Here is a 20338-nt window from a genome sequence, read left to right on the forward strand (position 1 = left end):
CAGTCGGTTATTTAGCGGCTATTTATTAACGACCAAGAACAGAGCTATCAACCAGCTCTGTAATTTGGTGCTTCCTTAGTAATTGTTACATCGTGAACATGGGACTCACGCATGCCGGCATTTGTCACTCGAACAAACTCCGGACGGCTACGCATGGTTTCAATATCTGCGGAACCGGTGTAACCCATAGAGGCACGTAAGCCACCCATCATTTGATGAACAATCGCACTAATCGGGCCCTTATAGGGTACACGACCCTCAATACCCTCTGGAACCAGCTTATCGGCACCAGCATTAGCATCCTGGAAGTAACGATCGCTGGAACCCTGACTTTGCGCCATGGCTCCGAGAGAACCCATACCACGGTAACTCTTATAGCTTCGTCCCTGATACAGAATAATTTCACCAGGAGCTTCATCAGTACCTGCCAGCATACTGCCAATCATCACCACATTCGCCCCGGCAACAACGGCTTTAGCAAGGTCGCCGGAATAACGAATACCACCATCAGCAATGACAGGTATACCTGTGCCTTTAAGAGCTTCAGCTACATTGGAAACAGCAGAAATCTGTGGAACACCAATACCGGTCACAATACGGGTTGTACAGATGGAGCCAGGCCCAATGCCCACTTTCACGCCATCCGCACCAGCTTCCGCCAGAGCCTTGGCAGCTTCAGCCGTAGCGATATTGCCACCAATAACCTGAACATTCGGGTAATGTTTCTTTACCCAGGCAACACGGTCAATAACGCCTTTAGAGTGACCATGGGCAGTATCAACAATAATCACATCAACACCGGCATCAACCAGAGCAGCAACACGATCAGGAGTTTCTGGGCCAGTACCAACAGCAGCGCCAACACGAAGACTTCCGCTTTCGTCTTTACAAGCGTTGGGATAGTCCTGGTTTTTCTGGATATCCTTAACGGTCATCATGCCTTTCAGAACGCCGTTCTTATCAACTACCAACACTTTTTCAATGCGATGTTTCTGTAGAAGACTCTGAACTTCAGTCTGGCTGGTACCCTCCAGAACTGTGACCAGACGATCAAGAGGAGTCATCAAAGCCGTGACAGTTTTATCCAGATTTGTTTCAAAGCGCACATCGCGGCTGGTAATAATTCCGACAAGGTTGCCCTGTTCAATAACTGGCACACCGGAAATATTATGTTGCTGACGCAAAACCATCAGTTCACGAATAGTCGCATTTGCTTCAATGGTTATTGGATCACGCACAATACCGCTTTCGTGCTTTTTAACTTTGCGCACTTCAGCTGCCTGTTCTTCAGGGGTCATATTCTTATGAATAATACCGATGCCACCTTCCTGCGCCATGGCAATAGCCAGGCGAGCTTCGGTGACTGTATCCATTGCAGCGGACAACAGAGGAATATTTAATTCAATTCCGCGGGTGAGGCGGGTTTTCAAGGACACCGACTTGGGCAAAACTTCCGAGTAGCCGGGTACGAGAAGAACATCATCAAATGTGAGAGCTTCTTGAGCGATACGTAACATTTTTGTTTGCCGTCCGGTTAAGGAAAAGCTGGGTGTAAAAACCAGTGTTCATTCTATTTATTACCCATCATCCCGACAGATAACCGTAAAACATACACCAGAACTGCTCTTATCGCGCTGGGAAACACCAAAAGAGCAGTTAAGCGAGGTAAATTCGTTCAATTATAAAACCCCTGAAACCACTCGACAATTCTTATATTTTCTGTTTTTTTCAGGGATAATAACGCAGTTTGCCTGTGCAAAAGCCTTTAATTGCTTTACCTCGGGTGCTCAGGCAACAGCCTGGATGAGCAAGAACCGAATCTATTCAGGTGCCTCATGCACAACCACTTCGATCCTTTAGCTTATTCCCCTCAAACACCCGGCGAGAGAAAAATCCTCTCGGTCAGTGATCTGAACCGCCAAGCCAAACGGTTGCTTGAGGTGTCCTTTCCTTCTATTTGGGTTGAAGGTGAACTCTCCAATGTTGCCCGCCCCCGCTCCGGCCACTGGTACTTCACCCTCAAAGACGCCGGGGCACAGGTGCGCTGCGCTATGTTTCGTGGTGCCAATCTGGGAGTTCGTTTCCAGCCGGCAGAAGGCCAGCAGGTTCTGATTCGTGCAAAAGTCAGCCTCTATGAAGGCCGGGGCGATTATCAGCTGATTGCCGAACATATGGAGGAAGCTGGTGCAGGGGCGCTCCAGAGAGCCTTTGAAGAGCTGAAAAACCGGCTGGCACAGGAAGGGCTTTTTAATGCTGAAAACAAAAAGCCTTTGCCCGCCATGCCAAAACATGTGGCTGTTGTAACCTCCCCGACAGGCGCAGCAATCCGGGATGTCTTAACCGTTTTTCAACGGCGTTTCCCGGCTTTGAAAGTGACCGTTATCCCAACAGCCGTTCAAGGTAATGAGGCTGCTCCGCAGATTGTCCACGCCCTGTCTCTCGCCGAGAAAATTCCAGGGGTAGACGCAATAATTGCCGGGCGAGGTGGTGGCTCAATGGAAGACTTATGGCCTTTCAACGAAGAAACCGTTGCCCGGGCTATTGCCCAATGTTCAATCCCGGTAGTCAGCGCTGTGGGCCACGAAGTAGACTTTACCATTGCCGACTTTACCGCTGACCACAGAGCACCAACGCCTTCTGCTGCTGCAGAACTACTGAGCCCGGATCAGGTAGAGCTGCACAATACCTTGCTGGGTTATCAGCAGATGTTGACCCGCTTGATCAACCATCGCCTGCAGAACAACCAGCAACAACTTTCACACCTGTGCAACCGCCTCCGGCATCCCGGAGAGCGCCTGCGAGAGCAAAGCCAGCGACTTGATGATCTTGATATCCGCTTGCGCAAAGCTATGGAGCTTCACCTTCACAAGGTAACTGCACGCCTTGATAACAACAGAGAAAAGCTTTACCAACACACACCACTGAACACTGTGGCCAGATTTAGCACTCTTCAGAAACAGCTTGATCAGCGCTTAACACAGGCAATTACTGCCAACTTGAACAAACACAAGCAAAAGCTGGCTTCATCCATTGCTGAGCTGGATGCCTACAGCCCTCTTTCAACCTTGTCACGTGGTTATGCAATTGTTCAGACTGCGGATGAGAAAGTTGCCTCTGATGCTTCCCAGATCTCTCCTGGGGACAAATTAAAGGCCCGTCTCTCCAGAGGTCACCTTGAATGTACTGTGGATAAGGTCATTATAGAATGACTCATTCACTCACTGGCACTTCTGTTCAATTCCACTAGGCTTGTCGCTTTCCAACAATACAAGCCTTTGGGAGCCGGGCATCAGTGGGTTATGTAAAACATCAAATCTGGCTTCTTACTCTACTTTTCCTGTTCGCCACTCCAACCCTCTACATTTCCTGTGGATTTGCTCAGGAAGAACCTTATGGGGATATCGCCCCAATAACCCCCCTCCAGCGGGATTACGAAAAACTCAGTTTCCACATACAAAAACTAGAAAAAGAAAACTCCTTTAACGACAAACTTCTCACTTTTGGAGCAGTGGCTCTTCTGGACATTGCTCTGGAACTTGTTCACTCGGGCATGATCGCCTATTACAGCCCAAGCTACCTGTATGGCCGCCCTCTCAACAATAAAAATGATGTAAAGGACATTCTGAAACACTATCTCAGCTATACGTTCGAACATGGCCATGCACCAGCACTAGCCATGGGTATCGCCGCTTGGTTCAGTGGTAACGGAGCATCCCTTCCCTCTCTGCCAGTTTATGATTCTGCAACTCATATAGCAGCAATAGCTACCGGGGTCGCGACTTTATACGGTGTTCTTTTTTTAAGAGTAAAAACACTTTTGTGGCGCAGACAGGAAGTAACCCCATTTTTCTCAAGCACCACAGCAATGCTGAATCGAATTGCACCTGCCCACAAATACTACCTGACTGCAGTTGATCATTTGGACATGGGAAAACATCTTCTTCAGGCAGCAGCGGTTACAGTTATGATCAGTTGGGGTTTGATGAAACGTTTCCAGAACAAGTTTGCCATTGATGATTTAAGGCAAACGCTAACCTTGGCACGGGATCGACTACAAAGAAACAACCGAAAAAAAGTGGCTGCTATAGAAGAGCTCAAACTCAAAAAGAAATTTGAGTTTGAGGAGGTAAAAAGCTTGCTGGAGAAAAACTCCAACAAGCCTTAAGAAATTTATGAAGCGTTATCAAATAGTACGAGCTTTATTCTTCAGCTTGTTTTTATTCGGTCCGGCCTGCTTGATTTTTTTCTTTGGGTTTTTCGCCTTCATTTCATCACCGCGACGCTGCATTTTCTTTTCACGATTATCCAGCTGACGACGCTTGGCATTTTGCGCTTTTACAGGCTTCTGGCGATCTGCATAAGGGTTATCGCTTCCTTTGAATTCAATCTTCAGGGGCGTCCCCATCAGCTTCAGCACAGTACGGAAAGTATTTTCCAGATAACGGGCATAAGAAGCAGGAACAGAATCCACCTGGTTACCATGCACAACGAGAACTGGTGGGTTGTTACCACCCATATGACAGTAACGCAGTTTAATACGGTGCCCACGAACCATTGGCGGCTGGTGACTGGCAACAGCATCTTCCAGGATTCGGGTCAACTGGTTAGATGACCAACGCCCCATGGCCGACTCGTAAGCTTCCTCCACAGATTCATACAGATGACCAACATTGGTACCATGCATGGCAGAAATAAAGTGGATATTGGCAAAGTTCACAAATCCAAGACGACGCTCCAACTCCCGCTTCACATCTTCACGCTCATCACTGGTCATACCATCCCATTTATTCACAGCAATAACTAGAGAACGGCCACTGTCGAGGACAAAGCCCAACAGATGCAGATCCTGCTCAACAATACCTTCACGGGCATCCAGCACCAGAATCACAACATTGGAATCTTCCATGGCCTGCAGGGTTTTGATAACAGAGAACTTTTCTACTGTTTCATGAACCTTGCCACGGCGACGAACGCCCGCTGTATCAATGAGAGTGTAACGTTTTTCCAAGCGCTCGTAGGGAATGTAAATGCTATCCCGGGTTGTACCGGCCTGATCAAAAACAACGACCCGGTCTTCACCCAGCATTCGATTAACGAGTGTAGATTTACCAACGTTGGGGCGCCCAACAATGGCCATTTTAATTCCAGCTTCTTCAGGCTCCTGATCATATTCTTCCTCGACCTCAGGAAATTCTTCCATAATCAGGTCAACAAGCTGGCGAACACCTTTACTGTGAGCAGCGGCAATAGGAAGCGGCTGCCCCATACCCATACTGTAAAACTCAGCCGCAGCGCTATCGGCATCAATGCCATCAGTTTTGTTCAGAACTAACCAGGCCTTTTTCTGGCTGCGACGCAGGTGATCAGCAATCATCTCATCAGCCGCTGTCATCCCGGAACGTGCATCCACCAGGAACAGAACCATATCAGCTTCTTCTATGGCCGCCAGAGACTGTTCCGCCATATGGGAATCAATACCCTCTTCATCACCACTGATACCGCCAGTATCAATAACAATATATTCACGCTCACCCAAACGACCTTCGCCGTACTTACGGTCACGGGTCAAACCAGAGTAATCGGCTACCAGCGCATCCCGACTGCGGGTCAGCTGATTAAAAAGCGTTGACTTGCCAACGTTGGGTCGCCCTACCAGGGCAATGACGGGAAGCATTCTATATCTATCCAAAAATCAGGCCGCAGGACAAACCAGACCTGCAGGCAGAAAACAGGAAACGGCCACCTTACGGCAGCCGTCCTTGACTTAAACTTCGCAGGCGAACCTGCGTAAAAGCTGTTTGCTGGCGACTTATTTGATAGTCAAAGCCGTCAGATCGCCGCCATTGGTGTAGACATAAATCATGTCATCAACAACCACAGGGCGGGAACGAATACCGGAAGAATCAACCTTTGTACGGCCAACAATACGACCATCCACCTGAGAGATTACGTGCAAGTAACCTTCAAAATCACCAGCTACAACATAACTGCCAAATGCTGCCGGACCAGAAAGGCTACGATGAGCAAAGTCTTTCTGACTCCAGACGATAGAGCCTGTACGCTGATCAACAGCGGAAACCACGCTACCTGCATCGCTCAGGTAAAGGTTACCGAATCCTTCGGTCATGCTCTCATAGCTGGAAGATTCACGGGCCCAGAGTACACGACCACTGTCGCGATCCAACCCAACAACATTACCCTGATAGCTGACCATGTAGAGACGGTCACTGCTGATCAGCGGCTCGGCATCAACATCAACCATTCTCTCCAGCTCAGAAGAACCGCGAGGTACGGATACCTTGGCATCCCACAACTGGATACCGGTATCAAGCCGGTAAGCTCTGGCTTCGCCATTGGAGAAACCTGCGTATACAACACCGTCACTGATGCGAGGAGTTGAAGTACCACGTAAAGTCAGAACAGGTTGCAGAACTTCCTGCTGCCAGAGTTTTTCGCCATCTTTCGCATCGAGACCAATCAGCTTGGCATCTATAGCCTGAACAATCACAACTCCACGCTCCACCTGAGGAGCGGCAAGAACTTCGCTGGTTACAGGGGCTTTCCAAAGCTGCTTGCCATCGCGCTCGCTCAGAGCAATAACCTGCCCATCTCGAGTACCAACCAGGACGAGACCCTCACCTGCGCCAACACCGCCGGTAATGCGGGTCTCAAGGTCTACTTCCCACTTCTCTTTACCTGTAGCGCTGCTCAGGGCTGTCACCCGGCCGGACGCACTGGCAGCAAAAATCCTGTCACCGGAAACCACAGGGGTCAGGTGCAGCCAGGAATCTTTCTGACCACTACCAACGCCTTTATCCCAGACTTTATGAACCTTCACCTCCTGATTAAAGTCAGGAAGCGGATTAGGCTCTATAGCCTCTTCACCGTCACTGCTACAACCGGCAAGCCCCAGCAGAGCCATTCCGATAACAGCTGATACGAAAGTTTTCTTGTTCCGGGCGACAGGATTCAGCATGACTAATTATATTCCCTTAGCTTTGGTCAGATCATCCAGCTTGATTGAGACCAGTGGACGTTGTTCGCCAAATTCAGTAGCTACATCAATTGCCCGCTGATAAGCCTCACGAGCTTCATCGCGGCGCCCTAGCGCCAGTAGCACATCACCTCTAACATCCTCATAGGATGCTTTGAAAGAACCTGCTTGGTCAATCTGGTTTAACAGTACGAGAGCTTCTTCTGCGTTGGCTTTAATATCGCCGCCAGATTGAGACAGCAGAACCCGAGCCAGACGCATACGGGCAATAATCTCAATTTCAGGGCCAGGATTTTGTAACAGCACCCACTCCAGTTGATTGCGAGCCGTGTTCAAATCGTCAGACTGAACAGCTTTACCAGCCTTGAGCAGAGCAGACAGTTGCATATACACAGTATCGTTGTAATCAGTCTGAAGAGTTTCCATCAGGTTATCAAAAGAAGCCTGCTGATCTTCGCTCAGCGGCTGGCCGGCCTGACGCAGAGACAGATCCAGTATTTCCTGATAAATACCTGAAGACAGCTGGGCCTGTTCCAGCTGATTACTCTTCCAGGCTTTCCAGCCGTACACTGCCCCCAGAGACAACAGAATACCCAAAAGGATGGCTGAACCATAATCCTTCCAGAACTGCTTGAGGGCCGCGACCTGTTCCTCTTCGGTACGCAAACTATCCACTCTAAACTCCCGAATTCTTTCTATCAGTATCCGCTACTGAAATCCGCAGAACCATCTCCGGACTTCTTAACCCGCCAGCTCCTCGCGGGCGACCAGTTCGTCAAAAGTACAGGTCAGCTGAGGTTTGTCTTCCCGCAGGAATTTTACTGTCACTGTACCATTTTGTTTTTCGTCTTCACCAACCACCAGAGCGATAGCTGCACCGGATTTGTCGGCGCGCTTCATCTGGCTTTTCACACTGCCACCGCCACAACTCACTTGAAGACGCAAATTTGGGCAGGCTTCACGCAGCCGCTCCGCCAACACCATGCCATAAGTACCCACCTCACCGAATGTAACCAGCGCAGCATCAACTGTTTTGTTCACACCTTCCGGAACCAGGTTACAGGTTTCCAGAAGCAGGATCAGGCGCTCTACTCCCATGGCAAAACCACAGGCTTTGACCGGCTTTCCGCCTAACTGTTCAACCAGGCCGTCGTAGCGACCGCCACCACAGACAGTTCCCTGGGAACCCAGGGCGGAAGTGATCCATTCAAACACGGTTCGGTTGTAGTAATCCAGCCCCCGAACCAGACGCTGGTTAACAATATACTTTACCCCGGCATCATCAAGGATGGCGCACAATTTTACAAAATGTTCACGGGACTCATCATCTATGTAATCATGCAGCTTGGGAGCATCACCGAGAACAGACTGGGTACCTCTGTCTTTGCTATCCAGAACCCGCAGCGGATTGGCGTACATACGGCGCTTGCTGTCTTCGTCCAGACTGTCCTTGTGCTGCTCAAGGTAAGCAATCAGGGCTTCACGATACTTCTTGCGGGATTCTAGATCACCCAGAGTATTCAGCTCCAGAGTGACATGCTTATCCAGACCCAACTTTTGCCACAGAGACCAGGTCAACAGAATCAGTTCAGCATCAATATCCGGGCCATCCATACCGAAAGTTTCCACACTCACTTGGTGAAACTGGCGGTAGCGGCCTTTCTGTGGACGCTCGTAGCGGAACATGGGGCCGGAGGTCCAGATCCGCTGCTGCTGGTTATGAAACAGACTATTCTGAATACCTGCGCGTACACAGCAGGCAGTCGCTTCAGGGCGCAGGGTCAGGCTGTCGCCGCCACGATCCTCAAAGGTATACATTTCCTTTTCCACAACATCGGTGTTTTCACCAATACCACGGGCAAAAAGGCTGGTAAATTCAACAATCGGCACCCGCATTTCACGGTAGCCGTATTGAGCCAGAGTATGGCGAACATGCTCTTCCAGCCAGCCCCAAGTGGGGGTTTGCTCAGGGAGAATGTCATTCATGCCGCGAATGGCTTGCAGCTGTTTCGCCAACGTACTGTCCTTACTTGTTACTCAAAAAATAGTTAGAGGCCGGATGCTTTAGCCAAGCGTCAGCCGACCAATGCCTCGGCTGGAAGCCGGTATATCCTGTGTTACAGGCTTCCCATTAAAGACAACCTCGGCTACGGAGTCGACATTGCCAAATTTGATATTCAGGGGGCCATCACCGGTCAATGTTAGTTCACTGTTAGCGGGTTTCAGGCCAGAAAAAAGAATATGGCCATCAGCACCCCGAACCTCAACCCAACATTCATTACTGAAGCGAACCAACAGTTCATTTTTTCCAGAAGAAGCCAGAGGCTCTTCTGTGGGCTGACTTTGTTCAATCGTGGCTACAGGCGCTGAAAGCTGAATGTCGGGAGTGTCTACCGCTGGTTCTTCAATAACAACAGGCTCAATAACAGCAGGCTCAATAACAGCAGGTTCAATAACAACAGGCTCAACATCCACAACTGCGGGAATCTCTGGTTCTTCAACAATCTGAGGAGCCAACTCCTGAATATCTGTTTCCTGAACACTGATTTCCGGCGCGGCCTGAATAACAGTTTCAACAGGCTCCTCTGCTTCTGTCAGTTCCTGCACAGGAACTGACAGACTGCTGACCGGCTCCGGTACATCAGGTTTCGCTTGATTATTCCACCAAAACACACTGCCTGCCATAAAAGCGATTAGCAGAAGCAGTGAAACAATAGCCAGCCACTTGCCTCCGGGGAAACCATGATTGTCGAGAGGCTTTTCCTGAAGTAGCCGAGCAACCTGTTCATCAGCCTGCACAGTTTCGCCATAAAGACCCAGGATATGAGTTTCGTCCAACTCTACCAGACGCGCGTAACTGCGCAGATAACCTCGAATAAATGCCGTTCCTGGCAGCTGGTCATAATCACAGCATTCCAGTGCCCGGAGGTAAGGAAGGGAAATTTTCAAACGAGCTGATACATCTTCCAGACTCAGCCCTTTGTTTTTTCTGGCCTCAGCCAGTGCTTGCCCTGCTCTCTGAAAGTTATCTTCAGAGCCTTCTGATTGTGCAAAATTTTCTTCAGTCATTCCGCAATGAAGCCCGATAATTGCGATATTCCTGTGACCCCGGGTAAAAACGAGTCAGCTGGTCTGCGTATTCATCCAACTGATCATATTTTTTGAAAACCCGAGCCAGCTTAATTCCCAGCCATAAACCACGCGCTTCAGGTCGACTATCACTCAACCGTTGATAGTTTTCAAAAAAACGCTCTGCTTCTACATAGTTGCCGCTTTCAATGAGAAGGTCAGTCATTTCAAGACTGGCTTTTGGAAGATTCCGATCAAGGCGCAAAGCTCGTTCAAACTGTTTTTTTGCCTGCTCCGAATCACTCATTTTCAGTGCAACAAAACCAAGATTTTCAAAAGCCCGGCTTCGCTGCTGGTAATAAACGTCCTCTGTAACCTTCTCAAACTGGGTGCGTGCCTGAGTGTACTTGCCTGTTTCATAGAGCAGTACCCCATAATTATTCCGCACATCCGAGGCTGAGGAATCAATACTGAGAGAACGGGAGAAATTCTTGACGGCCAGATCATATTCCCCCTGGGACTGATAAACGACACCTAACATGCCATAAGCCCGTGCGGAATTACTGTTAACCTTCAGAATTTCCTCAAGTCGCCCAATAGCACGCGCAGGATAGCCCTGCTGGAGAAAACCAAAGGCAATCCCCAGGTTCTTCTGCTCATACACTGCAGGATCGCGTGTAGCTTTCTCATCCGGCAAAGTGCTCACGCACCCGGATACAGACAGCACTACGCCAAAAATGAGGACCTTCAACAAGTAATGTATGGGTCTATCCATGCTATTTTCAGGAAGCTCTATCTATGACTCTCACAACTTCCGGTTGCTGGGCGGCTTCCTGTCGCATAGCCTCGTAACGGGCGCTGCGACGGGTTTTATCCATGACCGATCCAACCAGTTGTCCACAAGCTGCATCAATATCATCACCACGTGTCTTACGAACTGTAGTGTTAAAGCCGGCATCCATCAACGCAACCTGGAAACGTCGAATCGCATTATTGCTGGGACGCTCATATCCCGAATGAGGGAATGGATTGAAGGGTATCAGGTTAATCTTACAGGGTACATCTTTCAGCAGGCTGATCGTCTGTCTGGCATGCTCAGGCTGGTCATTCACACCAGCCATCAACGTGTATTCAATGGTAACAACCCGTGAGGTATCCGGAAGACTGGCCATATATTCATCAATGGCAGTCAGTAGCTCTTTCAGATTGTATTTTTTGTTGATCGGCACCAACTCATTACGCAGCTCGTCGTTAGGCGCATGCAGGGAAACGGCTAACGATACATCGGTACGACCAATCATTTTACGCAGGTTTGGAACTACGCCAGAGGTACTTAAGGTTACCCGGCGTTTGGACAGACCATAACCAAAATCGTCCATCATCAGTTCCATAGAATCCATTACGTTCTCAAAGTTGAGCAGAGGTTCACCCATGCCCATCATCACAACATTGGTTACGGAACGCTCTTCACTGGAAGACGGAAATCCAAAGGATTTCACCGCCATCCATACCTGACCAATAATTTCAGCGACGGTCAGATCAGAATTAAAGCCCTGTTTTCCGGTAGAGCAAAAACTGCAATCCAGAGCACAGCCGGCCTGAGAAGACACACACAGAGTTCCGCGCTTGCCATCCGGAATATAAACAGTTTCCACGCTACTGCCGCTGGCAACACGCACTACCCACTTGCGGGTACCATCTTCGGAAATCTTGTAGGAAACAACTTCCGGGCCACGAACTTCGGCCACCTCTTTCAGCTTGGCACGCAAGGCCTTACTGACATTGGTCATAGCGTCAAAATCTTCGACACCGAAGTGATGGATCCACTTCATAACCTGCTGGGCACGAAAAGGCTTCTCACCAATTTCCTTAAAGAAAGCGGCAAGCTTATCCTTTGTCAGCCCCAGTAGATTAACTTTCTCAACACTCATCGATCTCATCACCTCGGTATCAAACCGCACTCGCTATCTTGCTTTTACAAAGAGTTAGCGGGTACGTGGACAGATTTCGCTGTCCTCGAAGAAGTAAGCCACTTCCCGGGCTGCAGATTCAGGGGCATCAGACCCGTGAACAGCATTTTCATCAATAGTTTCAGCAAAATCGGCACGAATAGTGCCTTCTGCTGCTTCTTTAGGGTTGGTTGCGCCCATCAATTCACGATGAAGAGCAACAGCATTTTCGCCTTCCAGTACAGATACAACCACCGGACCGGAGGTCATAAATGACACCAGATCACCAAAGAAAGGGCGCTCTTTATGCTCTGCGTAAAAACCTTCAGCCTTCTCCTGAGAGAGGTGCTGCATCTTACCCGCAATAATTTTAAGACCGGCTTTCTCAAAACGGCTGTAAATTTTGCCAACAACATTTTTGGCAACAGCATCCGGCTTAATAATGGATAATGTACGCTCTACGGCCATTTGCTTTCTCCTGACATTTGCTTGTTACAGCTAGCTCCGAATACTGATTTCAGAACCCAGATCTTGCTGACTTTTTATTCGGGGCGATTCTAACCGAAGCCCCTCCTATTAGCGAGCAAACATCAGGACAAACACCTACCTAGAGCCGATCGCCACTTACTCTTCCCAGGGGAAAAATACCCAGCAATCCTGATCCACTTTCTTCAGCCATGTGTCAACCATATCCAAACCAGCAGGTTTGGCATAAATAGTAGTCACGTGAGCCTGTGGCAGCATCTCTCGTACTAAGCGAATGGTTTTTCCAGTATCAACCAGATCATCCACAACTAACCAGCCATCACCACCATCTTCAAGAGATATACTCTTAAGCAGTTGAAGTTCGCCCTGGTCTTGACCGTCGTAGCTGGCAATACAGACTGTATCGACATGGGAAATATCCAACTCCCGAGACAAAACAGTCGCAGGGCCAAGACCACCACGGGTAATGGCCAGCATGCCTTTCCACTCCCGATCCTTTAATTTTGCACCCAACTCACGGGTATCGCGGTGAAACTCTTCCCAGGAAATATGTAATTCCTGATGGTATGCGCCTTCAGCCATGGCGGTTTCCTGATATTTGATGGTCTGGATGACAAAAACCCTGCCGGAGCGAAACGGCAGGGTAATAAAAAATTTGCGACATTCTAGAAACTGAGTTCTTTCAACTCTATGCGGATTTTCCGTCAACAATACAGTTAACGACTCCAATACGCCTCTTCAAGGCTATCCTCACGCTCTGGCAAACCACGAGATAAACGCGGAGAACTTTGGGCAAGAACCTGGTAACTCACACGGTTGGCATACTTACAAACTTGGGCAAAGGACGAATACGTAAGATAAGAGCGGATATGTTTTCCAGAAGTCGGCAACACCTTGGCATGAAACGCATTCGCCGCCAGATCGTGAACAACGGCAGCCAGCGCACCATCACCTGCGCCATTGGTGTTACTGATACGCTTTGGCCCACCCATATAAGGGTCAATCTGCGCATAAACCTTGACCGGGTTCTGGCAGGCCTTACGCGCCATCGGACGACTGAATTCAAAGCGATTAAAGTCGCTGATCGACCCAGAGCGAATTGGGTTACTGGTTTGACGAAGAACGTCTTTATCCGCATAACCACTCAGATACAAACCTTCTGGCCCAGCGGTCAAAAGAATCATATCGGTCATATTCAACAATTCTTCGTTGGCCAACAATAGATCACTGTGACCGGTCAGAGCAGCCGCCTCTTCTTCGTTCATAGCGGCAACATTCACGTACTCAGCGATAAATTCTCTAAGCTCTTTCTTACGCGCTTCCACCAGTAAATGAGAACCAAGAGTCAGAATGACAGGAACGTCATTAGCTTTAGCAACCTGAGCAGCCTTTATGGTGGCTCCATAAATAGGCAGATCTGGATTAGCCAGAGTGTAAGCGCACAGCAACAAAGCAGAACTGCTGGCCACTTTATCTTCTGGAATAAAGTCCGCGCTTAATTGGTTCATTGCACCGGAGCTGATACCAAACGTGCGTTCACCATCTGGAGTAATCAGGGCAAAGGCACGACCAATGGCCCCAGGAACAGGCTGCAAATAAGTCAGATCAACTTTACTGCTGGTATTGCACAGATAGCGATAAGCGGATGTACCAATAACGATATTTTCACTCATCACTCCAAATTGAACGGAGCTGTCGTCTGCCAAAACAGAATAATTGTGCAGGGTGTTGCCGATAGTACCGCCAGCAAATTCCTCTTCTATAAGCTCGTTTTCAAGCAGGTAGGCATAAAGTCTTTGGGCAGCTGCATCATCGGACAATAACTGTGAAGCACCTTTCTTCAGACCGAAGTCATGCAACACGCTCTCATCTATCCGGGCAGTAACATCCACAATATTCTGATCGATACCTGTGACATAGGTATTTACGTGACCGAAGGTGACACTTTCGCGATCAAAACGGTTATCTGCATTTACAGGAAAATAATGTTTAATTTTCCGCTGGCCGGGAAACTTCATGAACCACCTGCCGCACAGGGCTACTACATGGGGAACTGGCATAAGCTGACCAGCGAACAGGATTGCTGAACAGCGTTATAAAAGGGCGCGCATTGTACGCCCGATCACGAAAATAGGCCATATTTATGCGTAAAACCGTAGATTTGGCATAAGACACACTCCCTCATACAAACATCACACGCTACTATTCTTCTCCCAGCGCTGTGCGATTGATGATTTCGCCCTGTACTTCTTTGCACAACCCAACAAAGAGAGCACTGTAACCCGCAACCCGCACGATCAACCCACGACAATCCTCGGGGTGTTTTTGTGCCTGTATCAGAGTTTCGTTATCTACATGACTGATGGACTGCCCACGATTCAGTGGACGAACCCTTAAATCCAGAAAAACACGAGGGAACCATAAACACCACCGCTGGCATCATAAGACGATCGAATCATCTAGCCTTGAGGGTTGCCCCCGGTGGCTCTGAGTGCCACCGAGTCGGTGAATACACCCTAGAGAGAAAACCCCTCACAGATTACTGCAAGGGGTTATTTGAGACTTGAAACGCAAGGCCAGGAAAATCAATCCACTTCTTCAATCCAGGCAGCCTGAATAGCTTCCAGAACCTTCTCACCACAGCGATCTGGATCATCATCAAAGCCTTCCAAATCTATTACCCATTTACGCAAATCAACAAAGTTTACGTAACGGGGATCAACATCCTGCTTTCCGTCAGCCAATTCTATAGCGATATCCTGAATATCAGACCATCTCATCAGTGCTTCTCCGACACCTGGTTAATGGTATAACGAGGAACCTCTACAACCAGTTCTTCGTTGCCCACTACCGCCTGACACCCGAGACGGGACTCGGGCTCAAGACCCCAGGCCTTATCCAGCATGTCATCTTCCAGTTCGTCAGACTCTCCTAACGAGTCAAACCCTTCGCGGACAATGACATGACAAGTTGTGCAGGCACAGGATTTCTCGCAGGCATGCTCAATCTCTATCCCTTCAGACAGAGCTGCGTCCAAAACAGTGGTGCCGGGCTCTACTTCAACCACCGCCCCCTCTGGGCACAACTCTTCATTGGGTAGAAAGACAACCCGGGTTTTCTCAGACATGTTTACTCCTCAGGCCTGTCATTCTGACTATTATCAGGCTCAAAATATTCCACCGCCTGTCCGGACAAGGCCGCCCGGATACCTTCATTCATACGGCGTGCAGCAAATACTTCTGATGCTTTGGCCACCTCTTCGGTCACCTTCACAACAAATGCCGAATCTGTACTCTTGGTTGCTTCTGCAAGGCGGCGAGCCTCTCCAGCAAGATGCACCTGCTCTTCTTTGCTGAGAAGAATATCACCATCCTTACGCAACGCACTCTCAAGAGCTTCAAAAATACGTTCGGCTTCAACCCGTGCTTCCAGAAGCTTACGGGCTTCGCGGTCTTCCTGAGCATGGGTATAAGAAGACTGCAACATATCGGTAATCTGACCTTCAGAAAGACCATAAGAAGGCTTGATCTCTATACTGGCAGCAACACCGGTAGACTGTTCGGTAGCACTGACACTCAGCAAACCGTCCGCATCCACCTGAAATGTTACCCGAATCCGGGCCATGCCAGCAGGCATTGGAGGAATACCATTAAGAACAAAGCGAGCCAATGAGCGGTTCACATCAATAACTTCTCGCTCACCTTGGAGAACATGGATAGCCATAGCTGTCTGGCCATCTTTGAAGGTAGTGAACTCCTGAGCTCTGGCAACAGGAATAGTTGTGTTCCGGTGGATAACCTTTTCCATCAGCCCACCCATGGTTTCCAAACCAAGAGACAGCGGAATAACATCCAGAAGCAGGAGATCATCGGCAGGCTTATTTCCTGCCAACACATCCGCCTGTAAAGCAGCGCCAACAGCAACGACACGATCAGGGTCGATACCCGTCATTGGTTGTTTACCAATCAGTTCCGCTACACGTTCACGCACTCTTGGCACACGGGTGGAACCACCTACCATGACCACCTCCTGAACATCTGCCGCTTTCAGTTTGGCATCGCGCAGGGATTTCTTAACACTCTTAAGTGTGCGGTCAATCAGTGGATCAACCAAAGCATCAAAGGTTTCACGGCCAATTGTTCCAACCCAGCCTTCGAAGCTCACTTCAGTTGAGTCTGCATCAGTCAGAGATTCTTTGGCAGCGCAGGCAGAATCAAGAAGCTTTCGTTGCTGCTCCGGTGTCAGGGCAGACATTTCCATTCCTGCCTGCTCCAGAATCCAGCCCGCGACCACCTGATCAAAATCATCGCCACCCAGAGCAGTATCACCACCAGTGGCCAGCACTTCAAAAACACCACGGTGCAGACGAAGTATGGAAATATCGAAAGTACCACCACCCAGATCATAAACAGCGATAATCCCTTCACCCTGCTGATCCAGACCATAGGCGACAGCTGCCGCAGTTGGCTCATTCAGAAGACGAAGAACCTCAAGCCCTGCAAGGCGGGCAGCATCTTTTGTCGCCTGACGTTGGGCATCATCAAAGTAGGCAGGCACTGTGATCACAGCACCGAGAAGATCCCCCCCCAGGGATTCCTCTGCGCGGCGACGCAGGGACTTCAGGATTTCTGCTGAAACCTGAACAGGGCTCTTTTCTCCCTGAACCGTTTCAATAAACGGCATCCCCTGATCTGCACGGGTAAAACGATAAGGCAGCACATCGCCCAGTGCACGAATATCATCGACACCACGCCCCATAAAGCGTTTTACGGAAATAATAGTATTGAGAGGATCTTCCGCAGCAAGGCGGCGCGCCTCAACACCGGTCATAGTGCATTCGGCACCATAATGAACAACAGAAGGAAGGATATGCTCTCCGCCAGCATCGGGGAGAGTTTCTGCACTACCACTGCGTACAGTAGCAACTAAAGAGTTGGTTGTTCCAAGATCAATACCAACAGCCAGCTTTCGCTGATGAGGGTCAGGGCTTTGCCCAGGCTCGGATATCTGCAGTAACATGATTTGTCCTAAACAGCCGGTTAATCTGCATCATCCGCATTCTATCAGCCTGTTGTTCGCGCTGTCGGCTCATGGCTGCTTGATGCTGATATTAAGGGCTGACTTATCCTGAAAATGAAAGTCAATCGTCGAGAAGCTCTTCTTCCAGCTGTTCAGCTTCAGAGATCAACTTTTCAACAAAATGCATTTTGCGGGCAAAATCGGCAGCCTTTTTATAACCACCTTCGGTTTGCTCCTGCCACGCAGAAACAAAACCCTGCTGCATGTTGCTCATCAGAGCTTCCGCACGCTCCACAACTTCAGCTACAGCAGCTTCCGAATCACTGCTTTCACGCACATCGCCCAGATCTTCTCTCAGAGACATCTGCTCCATTAAGAAGCCAGCATCCATCACCGTATTGGTTTCGATATCTACAGGGTGGCCGGAATATTCAAGCAAATAGAGTGCGCGCTTCAGTGGAGAGCGCAGGGTATCATAGGCTTCATTCACGAAGGCCGCGCATTGTACAGCCATACGTTGCCCCCGCTCGCCCATTCCAGCAAAGCGATCTGGATGCACTACACGCTGAAGGTCAAGGTAGCGCCCTTGAATGGCATTTAAATCAACATCGTAGCCAGCCTCAATGCCAAACAACTCAAAATAACTGGCTCGCAGATCAACCCCTTCGAGAAGACCCTGCAAAGAGGCGTGATCAGACATTAAAACTTTCGCCGCAGCCACATTCACTGGAAATGTTTGGATTGTTGAACTGGAAGCCTTCATTCAAGCCTTCTTTCACGAAGTCCAGTTCAGTGCCATCGAGGTAAACAAGACTTTTGGGATCAACAAAGACTTTTTCGCCGTGGAACTCAAACTCCTGGTCTTCAGGGTTCGCCTCATCCACAAATTCCAGAACATACGCCATACCGGAGCAACCGCTGGTTTTTACACCGAGACGAATACCCAAGCCCTTGCCCCGTCCATTTAGCTGCCGACGAATGTGGCCTGCAGCGGCTTCAGTCATTGTTACTGCCATGAATAATCCTGATGACATGTCTCGGCAGGCATTATCATTTCAATAAATACCTGCCGTAAATATTAAACGTTAACTGCCTTGAGTAATTTCACTCAGGCTGCACTATCGTTTTGCTTGGTGCGATAGTCTTCGATAGCCGCCTTGATAGCATCCTCTGCCAATACTGAGCAGTGGATTTTTACCGGAGGCAGAGCCAGCTCCTGCGCGATTTCGGTATTACGGATTTCAGCCGCCTCATCAAGAGTGCGTCCTTTCATCCACTCTGTAGCCAGAGAGCTGGAGGCAATCGCAGAGCCGCAACCATAGGTTTTAAACTTGGCGTCTTCAATAACGCCTTCACCATCAACCTTGATCTGCAGGCGCATAACATCACCACAGGCGGGCGCCCCCACCATACCGGTGCCAACAGATGGGTCTTCGTCGTCCATCTTGCCAACGTTACGAGGATTCTCGTAGTGGTCGATTACTTTTTCACTGTAAGCCATGACTCATTCCTCCTGCCCGCTGCACTCAACAACAGGCATTCTCTATTCAGCGGCGTCTCTGCTTTCAGAGAACGTGTACATATTTGCCTGACTCAACAGATCAGTGGGCAACCCATTCAACCTTATTGAGATCAACTCCGTCTTTGTACATATCCCAAAGCGGAGAGAGTTCACGCAGCTTTTCTACCGCTGCTTTCACCTGATCAGCGGCATGGTCAACTTCTTCTTCTGTGGTGAAGCGACCAAAGCTGAAACGCAGGGAGCTGTGAGCCAGCTCATCATTCAAGCCAAGAGCCCGCAGAACATAAGAAGGCTCAAGGCTGGCAGATGTGCAGGCAGAACCTGAGGAAACAGCAATATCCCTCAGAGACATAATCAGAGATTCGCCTTCTACAAAGGCAAAGCTGACATTAAGAACACCAGGTACGCGCTGAGTAGCGGAACCATTTACGTGGACTTCTTCCATATCAGCAAAATGAGACATGAAACGTTGCTTCAAGCTTTCTGCATGATCTGTGTTGGCCTGAAGCTCATTTTTAATAATTGCGCAGGCTTCACCCATACCAACAATCTGGTGAGTTGCCAGAGTACCGGAGCGCATGCCGCGTTCATGACCGCCACCGTGCATCTGGGCTTCCAGACGAATACGTGGCTTACGGCGTACAAACAGAGCACCAATACCTTTAGGACCATAGATTTTATGCCCGGAGAAGGACATCAGATCCACCTTCATTTCCTGCATGTCGATTGGCAGGCGTGCCAGACTTTGGGCAGCGTCAACGTGGAAAATAATCTTGCGGGAACGGGTCAGCTCACCAATAGCTGCGATGTCTGTCACTGTGCCAATTTCATTGTTTACATGCATCAGGGACACAAGGATTGTGTCTTCACGCATCGCGCTTTCAACCAGCTCTGGCGTAATGATGCCATCAGAACCTGGCTCAAGGTAAGTCACCTCGTAACCTTCACGCTCCAGCTGACGACAAGTGTCGAGAACAGCCTTGTGTTCCAGCTTGGAAGTAATGATGTGCTTACCATTCTTTTTATAGAAGTGGGCAACACCCTTGATAGCCAGATTGTCAGACTCTGTAGCGCCAGAAGTCCAGACAATCTCACGGGAATCGGCATTAATCAGCTCAGCCACTTGCAGACGGGCATTCTCAGCCGCTTCTTCTGCTTTCCAGCCGAATACATGGGAGCGAGATGCAGGATTTCCGAAGTTACCTTCAGTAGTCAGACACTGCACCATTTTTTCTGCCACTCGTGCATCAACCGGCGCTGTCGCGGCGTAATCGAGATAAATCGGCAGTTTCATGTTCT

Annotated in this window: 21 protein-coding genes; 2 read left to right on the forward strand and 19 right to left on the reverse strand. The window is 49.2% G+C overall.

Annotated elements, in window-relative coordinates:
* Window positions 1–47: 47 nt before the first annotated feature.
* The gene (guaB, locus tag QMA35_RS06045; protein WP_281646239.1) at window positions 48–1517 is read right to left on the reverse strand and encodes an IMP dehydrogenase; all 1470 of its coding nucleotides are present in this window, start codon (window positions 1515–1517) and stop codon (window positions 48–50) included.
* Between the two features lie 318 nt (window positions 1518–1835).
* Here guaB and xseA point away from each other — a divergent pair, with 318 nt between their 5' ends.
* Window positions 1836–3209 (forward strand): exodeoxyribonuclease VII large subunit, encoded by a 1374-nt coding sequence (gene xseA / locus QMA35_RS06050; RefSeq protein ID WP_281646240.1) that lies wholly within the window; start codon window positions 1836–1838, stop codon window positions 3207–3209.
* Window positions 3210–3292: 83 nt separating this feature from the next.
* Entirely contained in the window at window positions 3293–4165 is an 873-nt protein-coding gene (locus QMA35_RS06055; RefSeq protein WP_281646241.1) for a hypothetical protein, read from the forward strand.
* 18 nt (window positions 4166–4183) lie between these two features.
* Here QMA35_RS06055 and der read toward each other — a convergent pair whose 3' ends face one another.
* The 18 genes from der to QMA35_RS06145 form a co-directional block, all read right to left on the reverse strand.
* The gene (gene der / locus QMA35_RS06060; protein WP_281646242.1) at window positions 4184–5674 is read right to left on the reverse strand and encodes a ribosome biogenesis GTPase Der; all 1491 of its coding nucleotides are present in this window, start codon (window positions 5672–5674) and stop codon (window positions 4184–4186) included.
* A gap of 135 nt (window positions 5675–5809) precedes the next feature.
* The gene (gene bamB / locus QMA35_RS06065; protein ID WP_281646243.1) at window positions 5810–6976 is read right to left on the reverse strand and encodes an outer membrane protein assembly factor BamB; all 1167 of its coding nucleotides are present in this window, start codon (window positions 6974–6976) and stop codon (window positions 5810–5812) included.
* Between the two features lie 6 nt (window positions 6977–6982).
* Entirely contained in the window at window positions 6983–7669 is a 687-nt protein-coding gene (locus QMA35_RS06070; RefSeq protein ID WP_281646244.1) for a tetratricopeptide repeat protein, read from the reverse strand.
* Between the two features lie 66 nt (window positions 7670–7735).
* Complete coding sequence (gene hisS, locus QMA35_RS06075) at window positions 7736–9010, reverse strand: histidine--tRNA ligase (RefSeq protein ID WP_281646245.1); 1275 nt, start codon at window positions 9008–9010, stop codon at window positions 7736–7738.
* A gap of 48 nt (window positions 9011–9058) precedes the next feature.
* Entirely contained in the window at window positions 9059–10063 is a 1005-nt protein-coding gene (locus QMA35_RS06080) for a RodZ family helix-turn-helix domain-containing protein (protein ID WP_281646246.1), read from the reverse strand.
* Complete coding sequence (pilW, locus tag QMA35_RS06085; RefSeq protein WP_281646247.1) at window positions 10056–10838, reverse strand: type IV pilus biogenesis/stability protein PilW; 783 nt, start codon at window positions 10836–10838, stop codon at window positions 10056–10058. Before pilW ends, QMA35_RS06080 begins: the two co-directional genes overlap by 8 nt.
* Window positions 10839–10845: 7 nt before the next feature.
* The gene (gene rlmN / locus QMA35_RS06090) at window positions 10846–11994 is read right to left on the reverse strand and encodes a 23S rRNA (adenine(2503)-C(2))-methyltransferase RlmN (RefSeq protein ID WP_281646248.1); all 1149 of its coding nucleotides are present in this window, start codon (window positions 11992–11994) and stop codon (window positions 10846–10848) included.
* A gap of 54 nt (window positions 11995–12048) precedes the next feature.
* On the reverse strand, window positions 12049–12480 hold the full coding sequence (gene ndk / locus QMA35_RS06095; protein WP_281646249.1) for a nucleoside-diphosphate kinase: 432 nt from the start codon (window positions 12478–12480) through the stop codon (window positions 12049–12051).
* 156 nt (window positions 12481–12636) lie between these two features.
* Window positions 12637–13080 (reverse strand): xanthine phosphoribosyltransferase, encoded by a 444-nt coding sequence (gene gpt / locus QMA35_RS06100; RefSeq protein ID WP_281646250.1) that lies wholly within the window; start codon window positions 13078–13080, stop codon window positions 12637–12639.
* A 134-nt stretch (window positions 13081–13214) separates the two neighbouring features.
* Window positions 13215–14516, reverse strand: coding sequence for an inosine/guanosine kinase (locus QMA35_RS06105; protein ID WP_281646251.1), 1302 nt, complete (start codon window positions 14514–14516; stop codon window positions 13215–13217).
* A 184-nt stretch (window positions 14517–14700) separates the two neighbouring features.
* Window positions 14701–14901, reverse strand: a complete 201-nt coding sequence (locus QMA35_RS06110; RefSeq protein WP_348650933.1) for a glycine radical domain-containing protein — start codon at window positions 14899–14901, stop codon at window positions 14701–14703.
* Between the two features lie 182 nt (window positions 14902–15083).
* A complete protein-coding gene (gene iscX, locus QMA35_RS06115; RefSeq protein WP_281646252.1) occupies window positions 15084–15278 on the reverse strand; it encodes a Fe-S cluster assembly protein IscX in 195 nt (64 codons plus the stop codon).
* Complete coding sequence (gene fdx / locus QMA35_RS06120; protein ID WP_281646253.1) at window positions 15278–15625, reverse strand: ISC system 2Fe-2S type ferredoxin; 348 nt, start codon at window positions 15623–15625, stop codon at window positions 15278–15280. Before fdx ends, iscX begins: the two co-directional genes overlap by 1 nt.
* A gap of 2 nt (window positions 15626–15627) precedes the next feature.
* Entirely contained in the window at window positions 15628–17517 is a 1890-nt protein-coding gene (gene hscA, locus QMA35_RS06125; protein WP_281646254.1) for a Fe-S protein assembly chaperone HscA, read from the reverse strand.
* A gap of 121 nt (window positions 17518–17638) precedes the next feature.
* Entirely contained in the window at window positions 17639–18217 is a 579-nt protein-coding gene (hscB, locus tag QMA35_RS06130) for a Fe-S protein assembly co-chaperone HscB (protein WP_281646255.1), read from the reverse strand.
* The gene (gene iscA, locus QMA35_RS06135) at window positions 18210–18533 is read right to left on the reverse strand and encodes an iron-sulfur cluster assembly protein IscA (protein WP_281646256.1); all 324 of its coding nucleotides are present in this window, start codon (window positions 18531–18533) and stop codon (window positions 18210–18212) included. The genes hscB and iscA overlap by 8 nt, the downstream gene beginning before the upstream one ends.
* A gap of 92 nt (window positions 18534–18625) precedes the next feature.
* Window positions 18626–19018, reverse strand: coding sequence for a Fe-S cluster assembly scaffold IscU (gene iscU / locus QMA35_RS06140; RefSeq protein ID WP_281646257.1), 393 nt, complete (start codon window positions 19016–19018; stop codon window positions 18626–18628).
* Window positions 19019–19118: 100 nt separating this feature from the next.
* Entirely contained in the window at window positions 19119–20333 is a 1215-nt protein-coding gene (locus QMA35_RS06145; RefSeq protein WP_281646258.1) for an IscS subfamily cysteine desulfurase, read from the reverse strand.
* Window positions 20334–20338 lie beyond the last annotated feature (5 nt).

Source organism: Parendozoicomonas sp. Alg238-R29 (assembly GCF_947331445.1).
Taxonomy (GTDB): domain Bacteria; phylum Pseudomonadota; class Gammaproteobacteria; order Pseudomonadales; family Endozoicomonadaceae; genus Sansalvadorimonas.